Origin of the sequence: Mesorhizobium sp. M1365 (assembly GCF_040317865.1) — a bacterium.
Lineage (GTDB): Bacteria > Pseudomonadota > Alphaproteobacteria > Rhizobiales > Rhizobiaceae > Mesorhizobium.
This window is the reverse complement of the sequence record NZ_JAMYLG010000016.1, coordinates 59514-77926: the sequence shown is the minus strand read 5'-3', so window position 1 is coordinate 77926 and position 18413 is coordinate 59514. Positions and strand designations below refer to the sequence as shown.

General features: G+C 61.5%; 18 protein-coding genes. 12 read left to right on the top strand and 6 right to left on the bottom strand.

Annotation, left to right across the window (positions count from 1 at the left end; translation table 11 throughout):
• Positions 1-249 precede the first annotated feature (249 nt).
• The gene (locus tag NKH04_RS18850) at positions 250-1149 is read right to left on the bottom strand and encodes a proline iminopeptidase-family hydrolase (RefSeq protein ID WP_352472479.1); all 900 of its coding nucleotides are present in this window, start codon (positions 1147-1149) and stop codon (positions 250-252) included.
• Between the two features lie 173 nt (positions 1150-1322).
• Positions 1323-2048 carry a LuxR family transcriptional regulator gene (locus tag NKH04_RS18845; protein WP_245274646.1) on the bottom strand — a complete coding sequence of 242 codons (726 nt, stop codon included), beginning with the start codon at positions 2046-2048 and terminating at the stop codon, positions 1323-1325.
• Between the two features lie 329 nt (positions 2049-2377).
• Here NKH04_RS18845 and NKH04_RS18840 point away from each other — a divergent pair, with 329 nt between their 5' ends.
• The 10 genes from NKH04_RS18840 (at position 2378) to NKH04_RS18795 (ending at position 13017) form a co-directional block, all read left to right on the top strand.
• Positions 2378-4021 (top strand): ABC transporter substrate-binding protein, encoded by a 1644-nt coding sequence (locus NKH04_RS18840; protein ID WP_353044752.1) that lies wholly within the window; start codon positions 2378-2380, stop codon positions 4019-4021.
• 107 nt (positions 4022-4128) lie between these two features.
• On the top strand, positions 4129-5157 hold the full coding sequence (locus tag NKH04_RS18835; protein WP_352921058.1) for an ABC transporter permease: 1029 nt from the start codon (positions 4129-4131) through the stop codon (positions 5155-5157).
• A complete protein-coding gene (locus NKH04_RS18830) occupies positions 5157-6131 on the top strand; it encodes an ABC transporter permease (RefSeq protein ID WP_352541714.1) in 975 nt (324 codons plus the stop codon). Before NKH04_RS18835 ends, NKH04_RS18830 begins: the two co-directional genes overlap by 1 nt.
• Positions 6121-7146, top strand: coding sequence for an ABC transporter ATP-binding protein (locus tag NKH04_RS18825; protein WP_352472482.1), 1026 nt, complete (start codon positions 6121-6123; stop codon positions 7144-7146). Before NKH04_RS18830 ends, NKH04_RS18825 begins: the two co-directional genes overlap by 11 nt.
• Complete coding sequence (locus tag NKH04_RS18820) at positions 7143-8135, top strand: ABC transporter ATP-binding protein (RefSeq protein ID WP_352472483.1); 993 nt, start codon at positions 7143-7145, stop codon at positions 8133-8135. The genes NKH04_RS18825 and NKH04_RS18820 overlap by 4 nt, the downstream gene beginning before the upstream one ends.
• 311 nt (positions 8136-8446) lie before the next feature.
• Entirely contained in the window at positions 8447-9655 is a 1209-nt protein-coding gene (locus NKH04_RS18815; RefSeq protein WP_352921060.1) for an ABC transporter substrate-binding protein, read from the top strand.
• Between the two features lie 11 nt (positions 9656-9666).
• A complete protein-coding gene (locus NKH04_RS18810) occupies positions 9667-10440 on the top strand; it encodes an ABC transporter ATP-binding protein (protein WP_352472485.1) in 774 nt (257 codons plus the stop codon).
• A complete protein-coding gene (locus tag NKH04_RS18805; protein ID WP_352472486.1) occupies positions 10433-11143 on the top strand; it encodes an ABC transporter ATP-binding protein in 711 nt (236 codons plus the stop codon). Before NKH04_RS18810 ends, NKH04_RS18805 begins: the two co-directional genes overlap by 8 nt.
• Before the next feature lie 7 nt (positions 11144-11150).
• Positions 11151-12038, top strand: coding sequence for a branched-chain amino acid ABC transporter permease (locus NKH04_RS18800; protein ID WP_352921062.1), 888 nt, complete (start codon positions 11151-11153; stop codon positions 12036-12038).
• A 1-nt stretch (position 12039) separates the two neighbouring features.
• Positions 12040-13017, top strand: a complete 978-nt coding sequence (locus tag NKH04_RS18795; RefSeq protein ID WP_352683173.1) for a branched-chain amino acid ABC transporter permease — start codon at positions 12040-12042, stop codon at positions 13015-13017.
• A 19-nt stretch (positions 13018-13036) separates the two neighbouring features.
• Here NKH04_RS18795 and NKH04_RS18790 read toward each other — a convergent pair whose 3' ends face one another.
• From NKH04_RS18790 to NKH04_RS18775, 4 genes are read right to left on the bottom strand one after another with little or no spacing between them, the layout of a single operon-like run.
• On the bottom strand, positions 13037-14212 hold the full coding sequence (locus tag NKH04_RS18790) for an ABC transporter ATP-binding protein (RefSeq protein ID WP_352683176.1): 1176 nt from the start codon (positions 14210-14212) through the stop codon (positions 13037-13039).
• Entirely contained in the window at positions 14205-15347 is a 1143-nt protein-coding gene (locus NKH04_RS18785; RefSeq protein ID WP_352683178.1) for an extracellular solute-binding protein, read from the bottom strand. The genes NKH04_RS18790 and NKH04_RS18785 overlap by 8 nt, the downstream gene beginning before the upstream one ends.
• Before the next feature lie 22 nt (positions 15348-15369).
• A complete protein-coding gene (locus tag NKH04_RS18780) occupies positions 15370-16191 on the bottom strand; it encodes an ABC transporter permease (RefSeq protein WP_352821405.1) in 822 nt (273 codons plus the stop codon).
• Positions 16188-17066: an ABC transporter permease gene (locus NKH04_RS18775; RefSeq protein ID WP_352851013.1), complete on the bottom strand. Its 879-nt coding sequence runs from the start codon at positions 17064-17066 to the stop codon at positions 16188-16190. Before NKH04_RS18775 ends, NKH04_RS18780 begins: the two co-directional genes overlap by 4 nt.
• A 248-nt stretch (positions 17067-17314) precedes the next feature.
• Between NKH04_RS18775 and NKH04_RS18770 the strand changes: the two genes are divergently transcribed.
• Both NKH04_RS18770 and NKH04_RS18765 read left to right on the top strand, forming a co-directional pair.
• Entirely contained in the window at positions 17315-18241 is a 927-nt protein-coding gene (locus NKH04_RS18770; RefSeq protein WP_352683182.1) for an ArsR/SmtB family transcription factor, read from the top strand.
• Positions 18242-18245: 4 nt separating this feature from the next.
• Positions 18246-18407: a hypothetical protein gene (locus NKH04_RS18765; protein ID WP_352541706.1), complete on the top strand. Its 162-nt coding sequence runs from the start codon at positions 18246-18248 to the stop codon at positions 18405-18407.
• Positions 18408-18413 lie beyond the last annotated feature (6 nt).

Below are 18413 nucleotides of genomic sequence, written 5' to 3'. Positions count from 1 at the left end.
GCAATGGAAAAGGCGCTCGAATGGGCTCCTTTATGCTGTCCGTGATCTGGCATTCTGCCCGTGATTTGGCCTCATCGGACGACCCTGCAGGCCTTTGCGAGACATCCACATAGCGTGGCGTCGCCATCACCGAGGCATAGCAATGTGCGTCGGCGGAGAAATGGGACGGTTCGAGGTTTTCTGAACCTGCCTCACGACGACTGCGTCGTGTCGACGATCCGTTGGAACAGATGGCCTGGTGCTGGAACGTCAATCGTATTTGGCCAGGAAGCGCCCGACGGCGCTGAGGCAGTCGTGCTTTTCCTCCACATGCGGCATGTGGCTGGAATTCGGGAAGACCAGGCCTTCAACGCACGGGATAAGATCCAGAAAGGGCTGGACGCAGGCCTCGGTCGCTTCGTCGTAGAAGCCGCGGAAAACCAGGGTCGGCGCCTCGATCCGATGCAGGCGGTCAACGATGGTCCAGTTCCGCATCGTGCCGATGACGTGGAACTCATTCGGACCGTTCATGGTGTGATAGACGGTCGGATCTTCCTCGATTGCCGCAAATGTCCGGGCGACCTCTGGCGGCATCGGAACGACGCGACAGACATGACGGTCGTAGAAAGCCTTCGTCGCCGCAACATATTCGGGCTGATCGGTGGTTCCCGCCGCTTCGTGCCGGTCGAGCGCACTTTGCACATCGGCTGGCAACTCGGCGCGCAATTGCCGGGCTCCTTCCACCCACAGCGCCATCGAGGCCAGCGAATTGGCCAGGATCAATGCCTTCAGCCCCTCAGGGCGGCGCACGGCGTGCTCGGCCGAGAGTATGCCGCCCCAGGACTGGCCGAGCAGGGCATAATGGCCGGCAATGCTGAGATGGGCGAGCAACGCATCGAGTTCGCCCAGGAAGAAATCGACGGTCCAGAAGTCGCCGCCCTTGTCCGGCAGATGGGTCGATTTGCCGTTGCCGATCTGATCGTAGTGGATGACGGCTCGCCCGGTTCCGGCAAGCTCCTTGAATGAGTCCACATAGTCGTGGGTGCAGCCCGGTCCACCATGAGCGACGACCAGGGGCACCTTGCCCGACCCGATGTCCCCGGTCACACGGTACCAGGTGCGATAGCCCTTGTAGTCGCTAAATCCTTCGGTGATCGCATGTGCCGTCACAGTCCAAGCTCCGCATCATGGCGCGGCAGGAGCCACTTTGGTGCACCCCTCCCAAGCCTTGTTTGCGGCCGACGGTACTAAGCGGCCCAGCGCATTTACAGCTAGCACTATTTATAGGTTCGCCGGTTATGGGTTCGCCCGAGGCAAGGCCGATCGCCCGCAGGTCGCGAGCCTCAATGCTCCGGTTCGAGCAGCCGGTAATGGGCGGCGAGCGCGATGGCATGGAAGCGGTTGCGCGCGCCAAGCTTTCGCGTCGCCGCGTTGAGGTGCAGCGTTGCGGTAGGCACCGCGCGGCCAATCTCACGCGCAACCTGCTTGGCCGTCAGTCCGGCAGCGGCCAGGCGCAGGCACTGACGTTCGCGCGACGTCAGATGGACATGTTGGCAGGTGCGGATTCCGGCGTCGAAACCGGCGTAGGCGGAGTCATGCAGCAGATGACCCAGATCTCCGATCTCGGCGATCAAGGGTCTGGCTTCGAGCTCGAACCCGGCCTCCGGATCGGCACGGATCGCAGTGAAGGTGGCGAGATCGCCGCCGGCAAGGCGAATGGGTACGGTGACGCCGCAGGTCATCCTGGTGTCAAGCAAATAGCTGACCACAGGATCGTGCTTGGACTGGAGCACGCGCTGCATGACGGTGCTCTGAACGCCGCTGTGCGACCAGAGAAACGGTCTCGATACGGTGAGCGCGGCCTCCTGCACCGGGTCAAGCTGATAATATCCGCCCTTGCACCAGAGATCCTGCATGTCGCGCGGCACGTTGCGCAGAGCCATCAACGAGGGCGTGATAAGCTCGCCCTTGTGACTGACCGGCACGGGCGTATAGTCGTAGATGAATGCGGTGAAACCGATAGGCTCCAGCACCTCCGTTGCCACCGCCATGGCAGCGTCGATGCTCATTCCGGTTTGGAACCGGCTCTCTAGATCGCCTGGAAGGCTTTGCATCGGGCAAGCTTACCCGCTGATGATTGCTTGTCAAATAGCCATGTCGGCCGGCTGCTCAACAAATAGGCGGGGATAAGCCTGTCCGACCCTATCTATCTTAATAGCTATCCCGTCCGGCTTCGCTCGCCGTAGTCTTTTGCGATTGGGCCAAGTAGCGGACACCGTTCGCAAACCCAGACTGTTTCAGCCGCGCAATGGTCGATCGACCGGGCTCAGCGCGGCAAAAGCCGAGACGCCTCCATGAGGGAACAAATATGCGACCCCAAAAAGCATTTGCAGCGTTGATGCCCTGCCTGGCTCTGCTCGGCGTGTCCATGATGTCGCCGGCAAACAGTGCCCTGGCCACCGAGGGCAAGCCAGGCGGCACACTCCGACTGCTGGCCAATGCCGCGGCAGGCACCGCCGATCCGCACATCAACTACACGCTGCAGTATTTCCAGATCAATTATGTCCTCTACGATGGCCTGGTGACCTACAAGAAGGCCGGGGACAAGACCGGTTTCGAAGTCGTCGCGGACCTGGCGGAAAGCCTCCCGCAGGTCGAGAACGGCGGCAAGACCTACGTCTTCAAGCTGCGCAAGGGCATCAAATTCGCGGATGGCTCGGATGTCACCACGAAGGACGTGGTGGCTTCGTTCCAACGCATCTTCAAGATCAGCGGGCCGACGGCCGGGACCTTCTACAAAGGCATCGTCGGCGCGGATGCGTGCTTGAAGACGCCTGCGACGTGTACCCTCGAAGGTGGCCTGTCAGTCGACGACGCCGCCGGAAACATTACCTTCAATCTGGTCCAGCCGGATGCCGAGTTCCTGCAGAAGCTGGCTGTTCCGCATGCGTCGATCCTGCCGGCGAGCGCGCCGCCGAAGGACGCCGGCACCGATCCGATCCCGGGCACCGGACCCTACATGATCGCCAGCTACGATCCCAACAAGCTGATGAAGATTGTGCGCAACCCTCATTTCAAGGAATGGAGCAAGGAAGCGCAGCCGGCCGGATATCCGGACGAGATCGACTACGAATTCGGCCTAACCGACGAGGCGGCGGTGACCGCTGTCGAGAACGGCCAGGCGGACTGGATGTTCGACCCGCCGCCGTCCGACCGTCTCGCTGAACTCGGCACCAAATATGCCAAGCAGGTCACGGTTCATCCGCTGACAGCGATGTGGTACGCGCCGATGAACACCAATCTGGCGCCGTTCAACGACATCCGCGTTCGCCAGGCAGTGAACTTCGCGATCGACCGCGCCGCGATCGTCAAGCTGTTCGGCGGCAGCAATCTGGCGCAGCCGGCCTGCCAGATCCTGCCACCGGGCTTCCCGTCATTTGCGGCCTATTGCCCGTTCACCGCCAATCCAGGCGAGAAGTGGTCAGCACCGGATATGGACAAGGCCAAGCAATTGGTCGCTGAATCGGGAACCGCAGGTCAGGAGGTGACGATCATCACCGAGGACACCACGGTCTCCAAAGCGATCGGCGTCTACCTGCAGGATGTGCTCAACCAGCTTGGCTACAAGACGTCGGTCAAGCCGATCTCGCAGAACATACAGTTCACCTACATCCAGAACACCAATAACAAGGTGCAGATTTCGATCTCGCAATGGTTCCAGGACTACCCGGCGCCATCGAATTTCCTGCAGGTCTTGTTCAGCTGTGCCTCGTTTACGCCGGGCTCCGACGCCTCGGTCAATATTTCGGGGTTCTGCGACAAGTCGATCGACGCATCGATGGATGAGGCAGAGGCAGCCACCATCGCCGATCCGGCCAAGGGCGCGACACTCTGGACCGCCATCGACAAGGCTGTGACGGACAAGGCTCCGGTCGCTGTCCTGTTCACGCCAAAGCGCGTCGATATGATCTCTTCCAGGCTGAAGAACTTCACCTTCAGCCCGCAATTCTACTGGATTGTCAGCCAGTCCTGGGTGGAATAGCCGACCGGAGCCAATGCAACGGAGTGCCGCTGGCTCTCCGTCGCATTTCCTTTTCCGGCGGATCAGCGCATCTTCCAGGCCGCGATTTTTCCCAGGCAATCCTGTTCATGGTCAATGTCATTGCGGATCAGCCTGCCATCCCGGTTCGCCGGGCCACCGATGGCCCGTGGCGCACCGCTTGGCGCAAGCTGAAAGGCGATCGTTCGGCAATATCTGCCTTCGCCGTGCTCGTCGTCATCGTGATCGCCTCGCTCGCGGCGCCGCTTTATGCGCGATACGTCTCCGGCACCGATCCATTTGTGACCAATCTCAATGGCGAGATCGTCGTCGATGGGGTGACCCAGCCGGTGCTGCAGCCCTCCACCGAAGGCCTTGGCCTCGGCATGACGCCGGTCGGGCCGACCTCGCGCATCGGACCCTATATGCTGGGTGCCGACAACCAGGGCCGTGACGTCGCGGCGCGGCTGCTTTACGGCGGACGGGATTCGCTGTTGATCTCGGGTGCTGCAGCCGTGCTGTGCCTTGTCCTCGCGACATTCCTTGGGGTCGTTTCCGGCTTCTTCGGCGGCATCGTCGACATCGGCCTGTCGCGCATTCTCGACGTGCTCTGGGCTTTTCCGATTTTCCTGTTGGCAATTTCATTGTCGATCGTGCTGATTGCGCAGAGTATCCAGATCGGTCCGTTCGAAATCCGCTCCGGCAGCCTGTGGCTACCGGTCTTCATCATCGGCATCGTCTATGTGCCCTATGTGGCGCGGCCGATCCGCGGCCATGTCCTGACCTTAATGCATGCCGAATTCGTCACCGCTGCGATCGGCCTTGGCGCATCGCCCTGGCGCATCCTTTTGCGCGACATCATGCCCAATGTGGTGACCCGCATCATCGTTTTCGTGCCGTTGATCCTGGCGCTCAACATGATGACGGAATCCTCGCTGTCGTTCCTGTCGATCGGCGTGCAGCCGCCGGATGCCAGCTGGGGCACGATCATCCAGGACGGCCAGGGCCTGCTCTATTCGCGGCCGGTCGTGGCACTGGCGCCGGGGCTAGCCATTGTGATCACGGTGCTGGCTCTAAACATTCTGGGCGACGGCGTGCGCGACGCGCTCGATCCGAAATCCTCGCCGAGGGGCGTCTAGTGGTTGCCGCGCTCGGCTTCCGGCTTGGCCAGATGGTGCTGGTTATGTTCGGTATCAGCGTCGTCGCTTTCCTGATCTTCTTTGCGACGCCTGGCGCTGATCCATCGGCGCGCATTGCTGGCCGCAATGCTTCGCAAGAGACGCTGATCCAGGTGCGCCACGATTTCGGTCTCGACCGGCCATTGCCGGTGCAATATGGGCTGATGATGAACCGGCTTTTCGTCAGCCGCGATCTCACCTCCTTCGTCAATCGCGGGCAGCGCGTCATTCCGACCGTGATAAGCGCCATTCCCGTGACGCTGTCGCTGGTCGGCGGCGCGGCAGTGCTGTGGGTGCTCGGCGGATTGATCGTCGGTGTGATCGCAGGCGCAACGCGCGGTACATTCATTGATCGCGCGCTGATGATCCTGAGCCTGGTAGGTGTGTCGATCCCGGTCTTCTGGCTGGGCGAGGTCGCCAACCTGCTGACGCAAAGCCGCTGGCACGACAACTGGCTGTTTTCCTGGGTTCCTCCGCTCGGCTACATCCCCCTGACCGAGAATCCCTGGGGCTGGTTCAAGGCGCTCGTCATTCCGTGGTTCACGCTGGCAACCCTTTATGTCGGCCTCTACGGCCGGGTGCTGCGGGCAAGCCTGATCGAAATGATGCAGGAGGATTTCATCCGCACCGCCCGGGCCAAGGGGATCGGCGAACGCCGGGTGCTGCTGCATCATGGCCTCAGGACCTCTTTGGTCGCATTCGTCACCATGTTCGGCCTCGATTTCGGTGCCTTGGTCGGCGGCGGCGCGCTGTTGACCGAAGTGGTCTTCGGATTGCAGGGTGTCGGAAAACTGACGTATGAGGCGCTGCAGACCCTCGATCTGCCGATGATCCTGGCCACGGTGATTTACGCCGCCTTCTTCGTGGTGATGGCAAACTTCGTCGTCGACGTCGTCTTCGTCATAATCGACCCGAGGGCGCGCAATGTCGGCTGATGCTCCCCTTCTGGTGGTCAAGGACCTCACTGTCTCCTTCCGCAGCGACGAAGGCCTGGTGCGGGCGGTGGGAGGTGTTTCGTTCTCCGTCGAGCAGCGCGAGATCGTCGGTGTGGTCGGCGAATCCGGTTCGGGCAAAAGCCAGACCTTGCTCGCCATTATGGGGTTGATCGACAGCCCCAACGCTATCGTCTCCGGTTCCATCCGTTTCATGGGACAGGAGCTGATCGGGCTCAAGCGGCGTGCGCTCGATGCCATCCGCGGCCGCCAAATCGCGATGATCTTCCAGGATCCGATGTCTGCGCTCACCCCGGTGCATACGATCGGCAACCAGATCGGCGAGCAGGTCCGCGCGCATGAAAAGGTGTCGGCGAAAGCGGCACGGGCGAGGGCCGTGCAATTGCTGGATGCCGTCGGCATCGCAAATCCGGATCGGGTCATCGACAGCTACCCGCACCAGCTTTCCGGCGGTATGCGCCAGCGCGCGGTGATTGCCATGGCGCTCTCGTGCAACCCGGCGCTGCTCGTCGCGGATGAACCGACTACAGCCCTCGATGTTACCGTGCAGGCGCAGATCCTCGAACTGATCGGACGATTGCGCGACCAGTTCGGTTCCGCTGTGATCCTGGTCACGCATGATCTTGGCGTCGTCGCCGAAGTCGCGGACCGGGTACTGGTTATGTATGGCGGACGCTTTGTCGAGGAGGGCGGCAAGAGCAGCGTGTTCCGGGCGCCGCTGCATCCCTACACATGGGGCTTGTTCGGCTCGATCCCGCCGATGGAGGGACCACGTCCAGCCCGGCTCGCTGCCATTCCGGGAATTCCGCCGTCGCTCTCCAACCTGCCGAAAGGCTGCGCCTTCAGCCCCCGCTGCGCCTTTCGCCACGACGCCTGTCTGGTTCAACTGCCGATCATGCAAGGCGAGAGCCATCGCGCCGCGTGCCTGTTGCCGGAGCCTACGCGCAGACAATTCGCTGCCCAGAGGCCTGGCGGCGTGGTGGAGATGCAACGATGAATGCCATGCCACGCGAACGTCCGCTGCTTCGTGCCGGCGACCTGTCGAAGCGCTATAGCGTCGGCCGCTCGATCTTCCCGGCGCAGCGCCGGACCGTGCATGCGGTTGATACGGTGTCGCTAGACATCTGGCCCGGGGAGACCCTCGGCATCGTCGGCGAGTCCGGTTGCGGCAAATCCACGCTTGGCCGGTGTCTGGTGCGTCTGACCGAAATCAGCTCGGGGTCGCTGGAATTCGAGGGCCGCGACATCAGCGACGCCTCCCAGCGCCAGCTTCGTCCGTTGCGGCGGCAGATGCAGATGGTCTTTCAGGATCCCAGCGCTTCGCTCAATCCGCGCCGGCGGGTCGGCGATCTGCTGGCCGATCCGTTCCGCATCCATGAACGCCTCTCGGCATCGGAAATGGCGGACCGCGTGGCCGAGCTCCTGCGCCGGGTCGACTTGTCGCCCCAGCACGCATCGCGCTACCCGCACGAATTCTCCGGCGGCCAGCGCCAGCGTATCGGCATCGCCCGCGCGCTGGCGCTGCGGCCACGGCTGATCGTGGCCGACGAGCCGGTCTCGGCGCTCGACGTGTCGATCCAGGCGCAGATCGTCAATCTGCTCGCCGACCTGCGCGAGGAGTTCAACTTGACCTATGTGTTCATCGCCCACGATCTTTCCGTGGTGCGTCAAATCTCGAGCCGTGTGGCGGTGATGTATCTGGGGTCAATCGTGGAGAGCGGGCCGACCGACGAGGTCTTTGCGGCGCCCAGACATCATTACACCGCGGCGCTGCGTTCCGCCGTGCCGATACCCAGCATCGACCGGGCGCGGCGCGGCCGGCTGGTGCTCAAGGGTGATCTGCCCAGCCCGATGAACCCACCCTCGGGGTGCCGGTTCCACACCCGTTGCCCAGCTGCCACCCCGATCTGCCGCAGCGAGCGCCCGCTTCTCCAAAGCATTGGCGAGGGCCGCCTGGTTGCTTGCCATCATCCAGCCGGCGGTTGACGAGGGAATTCTCGTTCAACGATATCCGGACCGTCAGCCGTAATCATTGCTTCGGCGAGAATAGAGGCCGATCTGGACGCCGCACGATCCGGCGCTATGTTGCGCTTCGGCGGCCGGGCATCGCGGATGCCTAATACTAAAGTAACTGTTCTCGCGTTGCCGAGCGATGCTACGATTTGAAGGACGGCGGCCGTACAGCGCTGCGTGATTTTGCGCCGGCGAGGACGGAATGTGGGAGGCCACTCTTCGTGCTGCAGCAGGCTGCCGCCGACATGTTGCTCGGTTGTCGACCATAAGGGAGGAAGTCACCAATGAAGATATCGTACCTGGTCTCGGCCGCGCTTCTTGCAGCGACCGCGATGCCTGCCGCAGCCGCCGAGATTTCCGACGGCAAGATCAAGATCGGCATTCTCAACGACCAGTCGGGCGTCTATGCCGATTTCGGCGGCAAGTGGTCGGTCGAGGCCGCCAAGATGGCGGTCGAGGATTTCGGCGGCAAGGTACAAGGCTCGCCGATCGAGATCGTCAGCGCCGACCACCAGAACAAGCCGGACATCGCCTCCAACATTGCGCGGCAGTGGTATGACACCGAACAGGTCGATTCCATCATGGAACTGACCACCTCCTCGGTGGCGCTCGCCGTCCAGGGAATTTCCAAGGAAAAGAAAAAAATTGACATCGTCACCGGCGCCGCGACCACCGAGCTAACCGGTAAACAGTGCTCGCCCTATGGCTTCCACTGGGCCTACGACACGCATTCGCAGGCAGTGGGGACTGGTGGCGCTCTCGTCCAGCAAGGCGGCGACAGCTGGTTCTTCGTCACAGTCGATTATGCATTCGGCTATTCGCTGAAGGAGCAGACCGCAAAGTTCGTCGAGAGCCATGGCGGCAAGGTGGTTGGCGAGGTGCGTTACCCGCTCGGCTCGACCGACTATTCATCCTTCCTGCTGCAGGCGCAATCGTCGGGCGCCAAGGTTATCGGCCTGGCGAATGCCGGCCTCGACACCTCCAACTCGATCAAGCAAGCGGCCGAATTCGGTATCGTGCAGGGTGGTCAGCGGCTTGCAGCACTTCTGTTCACGCTGGCCGAGGTGCATGGGCTCGGTCTCGAGGCGGCGCAAGGCGTGGTGCTGACCGAAGGTTTCTACTGGGATCGCGACGACAAGAGTCGCGAGTTCGCCCAGCGCTTCTTCAAGCGCACCAACCGCATGCCGAATATGATCCAGGCCGCCACCTATTCAGCGGTGACCCAGTATTTGAAGGCGATCGACAAAGCCGGCACCGATGGAACCGAGGCGGTCGCAAAGGAATTGCATGCGATGCCGGTGAACGATGTCTTTACGGCAAACGGCAAAGTGCGGGCCGACGGCAACATGGTTCATGACATGTATCTTTATCAGGTCAAGTCGCCGAGCGAGAGCACCAAGGAGTGGGACTATTACAAACCGCTCGCTACGATCCCCGGTAACGAGGCGTTTCTGAGCCCCAAGGAGAGCGGCTGTCCCATGGCAGGCGAGTGATTGGCGGACCGATGGCGCCGCCTGAACCGGATCGGCCGCGGGTGGTGCTTTCCGCCCGCGGCCTGCGGCGTGACTTCGCCGGCTTTGTTGCGGTCAGGAATGTCGATCTCGACCTCTACCACGGCAACATCCACGCGCTGATCGGACCCAACGGCGCCGGCAAGACCACCGTCTTCAACCTGCTCACCAAGTTCCTGCCGCCGACCAGCGGCAGGATCGAACTGCTCGGCCACGACATCACCCGCACCTCGCCGGCCAAGGTCGCGCGGATGGGCCTGGTGCGCTCGTTCCAGATCTCGGCGGTGTTTCCACATCTCAGCGTGCTCGACAATGTGCGTGTTGCGCTGCAGCGGCCGGGCGGGCTCAGCGTTCAGTTCTGGCGCTCGCTGTCTGCGCTCGATCGATTGACGCCGCGCGCCGAGGAGCTTTTGCGGTCGGTCGGCCTCGACGATGCCAAGAACAGGCCCGCCGCCGATCTCTCCTATGGCAGGAAACGCGTGCTCGAGATCGCCACGACGCTGGCGCTCGACCCGAAAGTGCTGCTGCTCGACGAGCCGATGGCCGGCATGGGGCACGAGGATGTGCGCACGGTTTCCGACATCATCCGCTCGGTCGCCAGGGAGCGTGCGGTGCTGATGGTCGAGCACAATCTGACTGTTGTAGCCGATCTTTGCGACTGGATAACCGTCATGCAGCGCGGCGAAATCCTTGCCGCCGGCGACTACTCCACGGTCAGCCGCGACGAGCGGGTGAGGATCGCCTATATGGGCACCGCCGATGAGTGACGCCGCGCCGCTTCTCGCAGTCCGCGGCCTCAACGCCTGGTATGGCGAGAGCCATGCGCTGCACGGCGTCGATCTTGAGGTCTTTCCAGGTGAAACTGTGACGTTGCTGGGCCGCAACGGCGTCGGCAAGACTACGACATTGCGCGCCATTATCGGGCTGATCCGCCAGCGGACCGGCCAGATTTTTTTCGACGGCAAGGATCTGATGCGCCTGCCATTGCACCGGACCGCGCATCAAGGCATCGGCCTGGTGCCGGAGGAACGCGGCATCTTTGCGACGCTGACCGTGGACGAGAATCTGGTTCTGCCGCCGATCGTCGCCGAGGGCGGCATGAGCGTGCAGGAAATATTCGATCTTTTCCCCAATCTGAAGGAGCGCCGCAACAGCCCGGGCACCAGGCTGTCGGGCGGCGAGCAGCAGATGCTGGCGATCGCGCGCATGCTCAGAACCGGCGTGAAAATGCTGCTTCTCGATGAGCCGACCGAGGGCCTGGCTCCGGTCATTGTGCAGCGCATCGGCGATCTGCTGGCGACGATGAAAAAGCGCGGCATGACGATCCTGCTGGTCGAGCAGAATTTCCGCTTTGCCAGCCGCGTCACCGACCGTTTCTACCTGATGGAGCACGGCAAGGTCGTGGCGGGCTTTCCGGTCGGCGAACTGCCGGATCGCATGACGCTGCTGCATGAAGTGCTGGGTGTATGATGGCGCCATGACGATGATCTTCGGGATACCCGTTCAGGCATTCCTCGGCCAATTGCTGGTCGGCCTCATCAACGGCTCGTTCTACGCAATGTTGAGCCTGGGCCTGGCTGTCATATTCGGCCTGTTGCGCGTCATCAATTTTGCCCACGGCGCGCTCTATATGCTCGGCGCCTTCGTCGGGTACCTGCTTCTCACCCGGTTCGGCATCGGCTACTGGCCGGCTCTGATCCTGTCGCCGCTGATCGTCGGCGGCTTCGGCGTCGTGGTCGAGCGCCTGGCGCTGTCGAGGCTTTACGGCATCGACCCGCTTTACGGGCTGCTTTTCACCTTTGGCCTCGCGCTCGTGCTCGAAGGGGTGTTCCGTTACTACTATGGCGTATCGGGAAGTCCTTATTCCGTGCCGCCGCTGCTCTCCGGGGGAACCAATCTCGGCTTCATGTTCCTGCCCAATTATCGCGGCTGGGTGGTGGTCGCCTCGATGATCGTCTGTTTCGGCACCTGGGCGCTGATCGAGAAGACCAGGCTGGGCTCCTATCTGCGCGCGGCGACGGAGAACCCCGGCCTGGTGCAGGCTTTCGGCGTCAACGTGCCGTTGCTGCTGACCCTCACCTACGGCCTCGGCGCCGCTCTTGCCGGACTTGCAGGGGTTCTCGCCGCGCCGATCTATCAGGTGAGCCCGCTGATGGGATCTGACCTCATCATCGTCGTCTTCGCCGTCGTCGTGGTCGGCGGCATGGGATCGATCCTCGGGGCGATCGTCACCGGTTACATGCTTGGCCTCGCCGAAGGCCTGACCAAGGTCTTCTATCCCGAAGCCTCCAATCTGGTGGTCTTCGTCATCATGGCAATCGTGCTTCTGGTCCGGCCAGCCGGCCTGTTCGGAAGGGATGCCTGAGATGGCCGAACTGACACTTCGCGAGACGCGTGCCAAGAATTCGGCACGGCTTGAATGGGCGCTGGTCGGGCTCGGCATCCTGGCGCTGCTGGTGGCGCCTTTCTTCGTCTATCCGATCTTCCTGATGAAGATGCTGTGCTTTGCGCTGTTTGCCTGCGCGTTCAACCTTCTGCTCGGCTACACCGGGCTGTTGTCCTTCGGCCATGCGACATTCTTCGGCGGGGCGGCCTATTTCACCGCATACGCGGTCAAGGTCTGGGGCTGGCCACCGGAAGCGGGCATCCTGCTCGGTGTCCTGGGTGCCGCGCTGCTCGGCCTTGTGATGGGCTTCTTTGCCATCCGCCGGCAAGGCATCTATTTCGCCATGATCACGCTGGCGCTGTCGCAGATGTTCTTCTTCTTCTGCGTGCAGGCGCCGTTCACCGGAGGTGAGGACGGCATCCAGGGCGTGCCGCGCGGCAGGCTGCTTGGAATGCTCGACCTGAACGTCTCGATGAACATCTATTATTTCGTGCTGGCGGTCTTCCTGATCGGCGTGTTCGCCATCTGGCGCATCATCAACTCGCCTTTCGGCATGATCCTGCGTTCCATCCGGGAAAACGAGAGCCGGGCCATTTCGCTTGGCTATTCCGTCGCCAACTACAAGCTGGCGGCTTTCGTCATGTCGGCAACATTGGCCGGGCTGGCCGGCGCGCTCAAGGCGATCGTTTTCCAGTTTGCCACACTCACCGACGTCACCTGGCAGATGTCCGGCGAGGTGATCCTGATGACGCTCCTCGGCGGCATCGGCACCATGGTCGGGCCGATCATCGGCGCCAGTCTGGTCGTCGGCCTGGAGAACACGCTCGCCACCTCGAATTTTCCAGTGACCATCGCCACGGGCCTGACCTTCATGGTCTGCGTGCTGGTTTTCCGGCGCGGTATTGTCGGTGAGATCTATGCGCGATTTCTCGGGCCAAAGGGTGACGCGAAAGACTGAACGGGTCAGCGCCGCCTCGCTAGGCGATGCGTACACCTTGCGCGTCGAGAAGTACGCAACCCAGCGGGTCGAAGCAGACATCGACCGTTTCGCCTTCGCGCAGCGGCTGTCCGTCGATCAACGTGTTGGCGCGCACCAGCGTGCCGGCGCCGATGTCGATCTCGTAGACCGCATTGCCGCCGAGATAGGAGGTCGAGACGATCCGTCCCGCCAGCCTGTTGGCAGCACCGGCGGTACCGACGGTAAGCTTCTGCGGGCGAACGACGACGGTGACCGCGCTGCCGGTCGCGAGCGCCTTCGGCGCGGCCGCCTTTACGACATGGCCGGTGGCCAGCGCGATCGTCGCCATCTTGCCGTCCATCACTGTCACGCTGCCGGGCAGCATGTTGGCCTTGCCCAGGAAATTGGCGACGAATGCGGTGGCCGGCTGGTCATAGACCTGCGCGGGGGAGCCGATCTGCTCGATCAGGCCGGCGTTCATCACGACGATGTGGTCGGACATCGACAAGGCTTCTTCCTGGTCGTGCGTCACGAAGATAGCGGTGATGCCCGTCTCCCTCTGGATTTTCTTGATCTCGACGCGCATGTCCTCGCGCATATTGGCGTCGAGCGCCGACAAGGGCTCGTCCAGCAGCAGCACTTCCGGCTCGAAGACGATGGCGCGGGCCAGTGCGATGCGTTGCTGCTGGCCGCCCGAGAGCTGCGACGGCAGCTTTGTCTCACTGCCGGGCAGCCGCACCATATCCAGCGCCTTCTTGACCCGGCGCACGATTTCCGGTTTCGGCACGTTCCGGTATTTCAGGCCGAATGCGACGTTGTCGAAGACGTTCTTGTGCGGAAAGAGCGCGTAGTTCTGGAACACCAGACCAATGTTGCGCTTATAGATCGGGATGTCGTCGACCCGCTTTCCGCCGATCGAGATCTGGCCACTGGAGAGGTCGACCAGGCCCGCGATCGAGCGCAGGATCGTCGTTTTGCCGCACCCGGACGGCCCCAGCAAGGTGACGAAACTACCTTTGCGGATTGCCAGTGAAAAATCGCGCACAGCGGCGAACTTGCCGTAGAAAATATCGATGTCGCGAAACTCGACCGCAGGCTTTCCTATCGGCTGCCGCTCGCTCTGGGCGAGCGGGTCGCCATCAGCCCCGGCCGAAGCCGGCCGGGGCTGCTGGTCGTGGCTGTTGTCGTCATGCACCTTTCGACACCCTGTCCCATTGCTTGGTCCAGGCGTCTTCGTTCTTCGCCCAGTAGAGCGGATCGGCGAAGGTCAGCGATTTCATCGATCCAGTCGGGTCGAAGGCCGGAAGCGCCGCGATCTTGTCGGTCAGCTTCACCTTGGTGGGGTCAAGCGATGGCGGATAGTTCTGGCCCTCGGCGACGGCGATCGAGGTGGCAGGATCCAGCATGAAGTTGATCAGTTCCTCGCATTCGGCCATCGGCGAACCCTTGAGCACCAGCATGTCCTCCATCCACGCGTATGAGCCGGCAGGGTCGAGATAGCCGATCGGCTGGCCCTGCTGCTGCAGGGCGGCGACACGTCCTGACCAGGCGTCGGTGACGACGATCTCGTTGCGCGACAGGAGGTCCATCAGTTCCGCGCCGGAACTCCAGAATTTCTTGGCCAGATCGCGGGTCTCGCGAACCTTGGCCCAGACGACGTCCATGTCCTGGATGTTGTTGGGGTCCTGTTTCGTCTGCAGCGCCGCATACCAGACGCGCGTCGTCATATCGGCGTAGCCGCCGATCTTGCCGGCATATTTCTTGTCGGTAAGCAGGTTGGCGCCCTTTTCCTTGGCTTCCTCCGGCGAGATGACCTTGTTGTTGTAGGCGATGCCGGTGGTGCCGTAATCATATGGCACTGCCGACAGCTTCGGCGTGATCTTGCGGAACGGCTCGATCATGGCGGTCAGGACATTCGCCATGTTCGGAATGTTTGCCTCGTTGATCTCCGAATTGAAACCGCCATTGACGTATTTGATGTAGTAGTTGACGCCGGAAGAATGGACGATCTGGAAGTCGCCTGGTTTCGACGTCTTGATCTTGGTGATGATCTCGTTCTCGTCGCCAAAGGTGCCCTGGACGACCTTGACCTTGGACTTGGCGGTATAAGGCTGGAACGCGTACTTATCGATCGCCTCCTGCACCACGCCGCCCCATCCGTCGAAGCGCACTTCCGAAACCGCGGCCAGCGCCCGTCCCATCCAGGGCATGGAAAGCCCGGTGGCGGCAGCAGCGGCGGCCGTCAGCGTCAGGAATGATCGCCGGCTGATGTCGCCATTGGCATAGCGTTCGTTGAGCCGTTCCAGTCGTTTGGTGGTTGTCAGTTTCATTTCCATTCTCCCATTTTCATTTTCACTTGCCTGCCTTGAACCAGGTGAGGCTTTGCAGGATGAGCCCGCCTGCCAAGGGAATGCCGACCGTCAAAAGGATCATGACGGTTCCGAGCGCGTTCACCTCAGGGCTGATCGAGATCTTCAGCATCGAAAGGATTTGCGTCGGCATGGTCTCGACGCCGGCCGGCCGCCAGAACAGGCTGGCCGAGGTGTTGTCGAACGAAATGGTGAAAGCGAGCAGAACACTGGCAAGCACTGCGGGAATGAGCAGCGGCAGCGTGATTTCGCGGAATGTCGACACGCGCGGCGCCCCGAGCGAAAGCGCCGCCTCCTCATAGGAACGTTTTATGCCGACCATGCGCGCCTGGACGATCAGCACCACGTAGGGGAGCGTGAGCATAATGTGGCCGAGCACCAGCAGCGTCATGCTGCGCGGCTGGTCGACGGCTTTGATCATGACCAGCAGGCCGACGCCGAGTATCGTTTCGGGGACCAGCGCGGGAAGAATGACAAGCGTGTTGATCGCCTGCTTGCCACGGAACTCGAAGCGCACCAGCGCCAATGCCGCCATGATGCCGAGCAGCGTCGTCACCGTTGCCGTCACCAGGGCAATCCACATCGATGTCCGGAAGGCGTCGAGAACCGGCTCGTTGGTGAGCAGCTTTTCGTACCATCGCAGGCTGAAGCCGGTGAGGGGAAAGCCGCCGAACATCGAGGCATTGAAGGAAAGCACGACCGTGGCGAGGATCGGCGCAAACATGAAGACGTAGACGCACACCGTGATCGCGCCGGTCAGCCGCCACACCCATCTGCCTTCGCGATCGGGATGGTCCGCTCTCATGCACTGAGGCCCTTCATGATCTGCGATAGGCCCATATAGCGGCTATAGGCGGCCGCGGCCGCGCCGAGCAGGACGAACAGGACGATGGAAAGCGTGGCGCCCATCGGCCAATTGAGCTGCCCCATGATGGTGTCGTAGATCAAGTTGCCGAACAGCGCATCGCGGCTGCCACCGAGCAGCTGCGGCGTCACATAGGAGCCGGCCGCCAGCACGAAGCAGAGCAGCAGCCCGGCGCCCAGCCCGGGCATCGATAGCGGCAGGGTCACTTCGCGAAACGCCTGCGCGCTGGTACAGCCCATCGAGCGGGCGGCGGCGATCAGCGTGCGGTCGATGCTTTCCAGGCTGACATAGACGTTCAGGATCATATAGGGCAGCAGAAAATGCAGCAGCCCCATGATGACGGCGCCCTCGGTGTAGAGCATCGGCAACGGCTCGTTGATAATCCCCAGCCTGATGAGCACGACGTTGATCAGCCCCTGTTCGCCGAGAATATGGATCCACGAGAATGTCCGGATGGTGAAGCTGATCCAGAACGGCACGATGAGCAGCAGCAACAACAGCCATTTGTGCCTGAAGGTCGTGGCCCAGATGAAATAGGCGGGAAAATAGCCAAGGATCGCGCAGATCACAGCGGTGATGGCGCCGACGCGAACGGTCTTCCAAAGAAAACCGTGATAGTAGCTGTCGGTGAGGAATTCCTTCCAGTTGTCGAAGGTCAGCACCGCCGACTCCACCCCCGCGGTGACGAAGGTGAAAAACGTGTAGACCGTCATCATCGCGATCGGCAGCAGCAGAAGCAGGGTAAGCAGTAAAAGCACAGGCGCGACGAGGACCCAGGCCAGTCGCTGATCGTATAATTTCCACCCTTTGGTCACGACCCGTCCAACCCCTTTATGTGCAAGCCGCCATCACCGGGCTCGGCTCCGGACTAGATTGGGCGATCGGCGTTCAGGTGTCCACTCTGCATATGGCTCCTGCACAAATTCTGTGCAGGGCCCCGCGCGACCCTCGCCCTGCCGGATTCAACAAATTGCCCGGCGTTCCGCCTGCACATTGATTAAATCAGGTATCCCGATATACAGGGTAATTTCGGATATGGATTTTACATGGGCCGGGCAATTTCATGAGTCGCAATTTTCTGGTGATTGAACCTGAGGAAGGCATTGCCGTGCTCAAGGGGCTTGCCTCCTCGGCGCGGATCTCGATGCTGAAACTGCTGCATGAGAAGGGGCCGATGAATGTCAACGAAATCGCCGCCGTGCTGTCGCTTCCGCAGTCGACCGTCTCGACCAACATCCAGGTGCTGGAGGATGCGGGGCTGATCCGCACCGAGAACCTGAAAGCGAAGAAAGGCAGTCAGAAAATCTGTTATCCGACGGCGGAAGAAGTGCTCGTCGTGTTCAAGAGCGAATATCGTGCGGTCAAGAACGACGCGATCGAAGTGTCGATGCCGATCGGGCTTTATACCGGCTTCGAGGTTACCGCGCCCTGCGGCCTTTGTTCGCCGGACGGCATCATCGGTCTACTCGATGTGCCGAACACTTTCCTCGATCCGGACCGCATGAAAGCCGGTCTGCTATGGTTCACGCGCGGTTTTGTCGAATACCAGTTCCCCAACAATGCCAAGCTCGCCAATGCCGAAATCACCGGACTCGAAGTTGCGATAGAACTGTCTTCGGAAGTGCCGGGCACCAGCGCCGATTGGCCCTCGGACATCACGCTGACGATCAATGGCGTCGATGTCGGCACCTGGACGTCGCCGGGGGATTTCGGCGACAAGCGCGGCGTCTTCACGCCCTCCTGGTGGAAGCTCAAGGGCTCGCAATACGGTAAGCTGAAGAACTGGCGAATTGCCAATGACGGCACCTATGTCGACGGCCTCAGGATGTCCGAAACCGGGCTCGCCGCACTCGATCTGAAGAGCCATCATTCAATCCGCGTCCGTATCGGCGTCAAGGACGACGCCAAGCGCCCCGGCGGGATCAATATTTTCGGCAAGGGCTTTGGAAATTACGATCAGGACATCCTGCTCAGGATCAAAACTGGTTGATATCATGAAACCGGGTTCTGAAGATAACGCAGCAATTTCAACTATCTGGCTTTCTGCTGTTCCAAAGCGTTCGTCTAATTGTCCTACATTTGGCTATTTTGGCTTGACGAAGGGCTGCCAATTCCTCTTTGATATCGGGCAAGATGATTTAAATCATCGTTTGTGATATCGA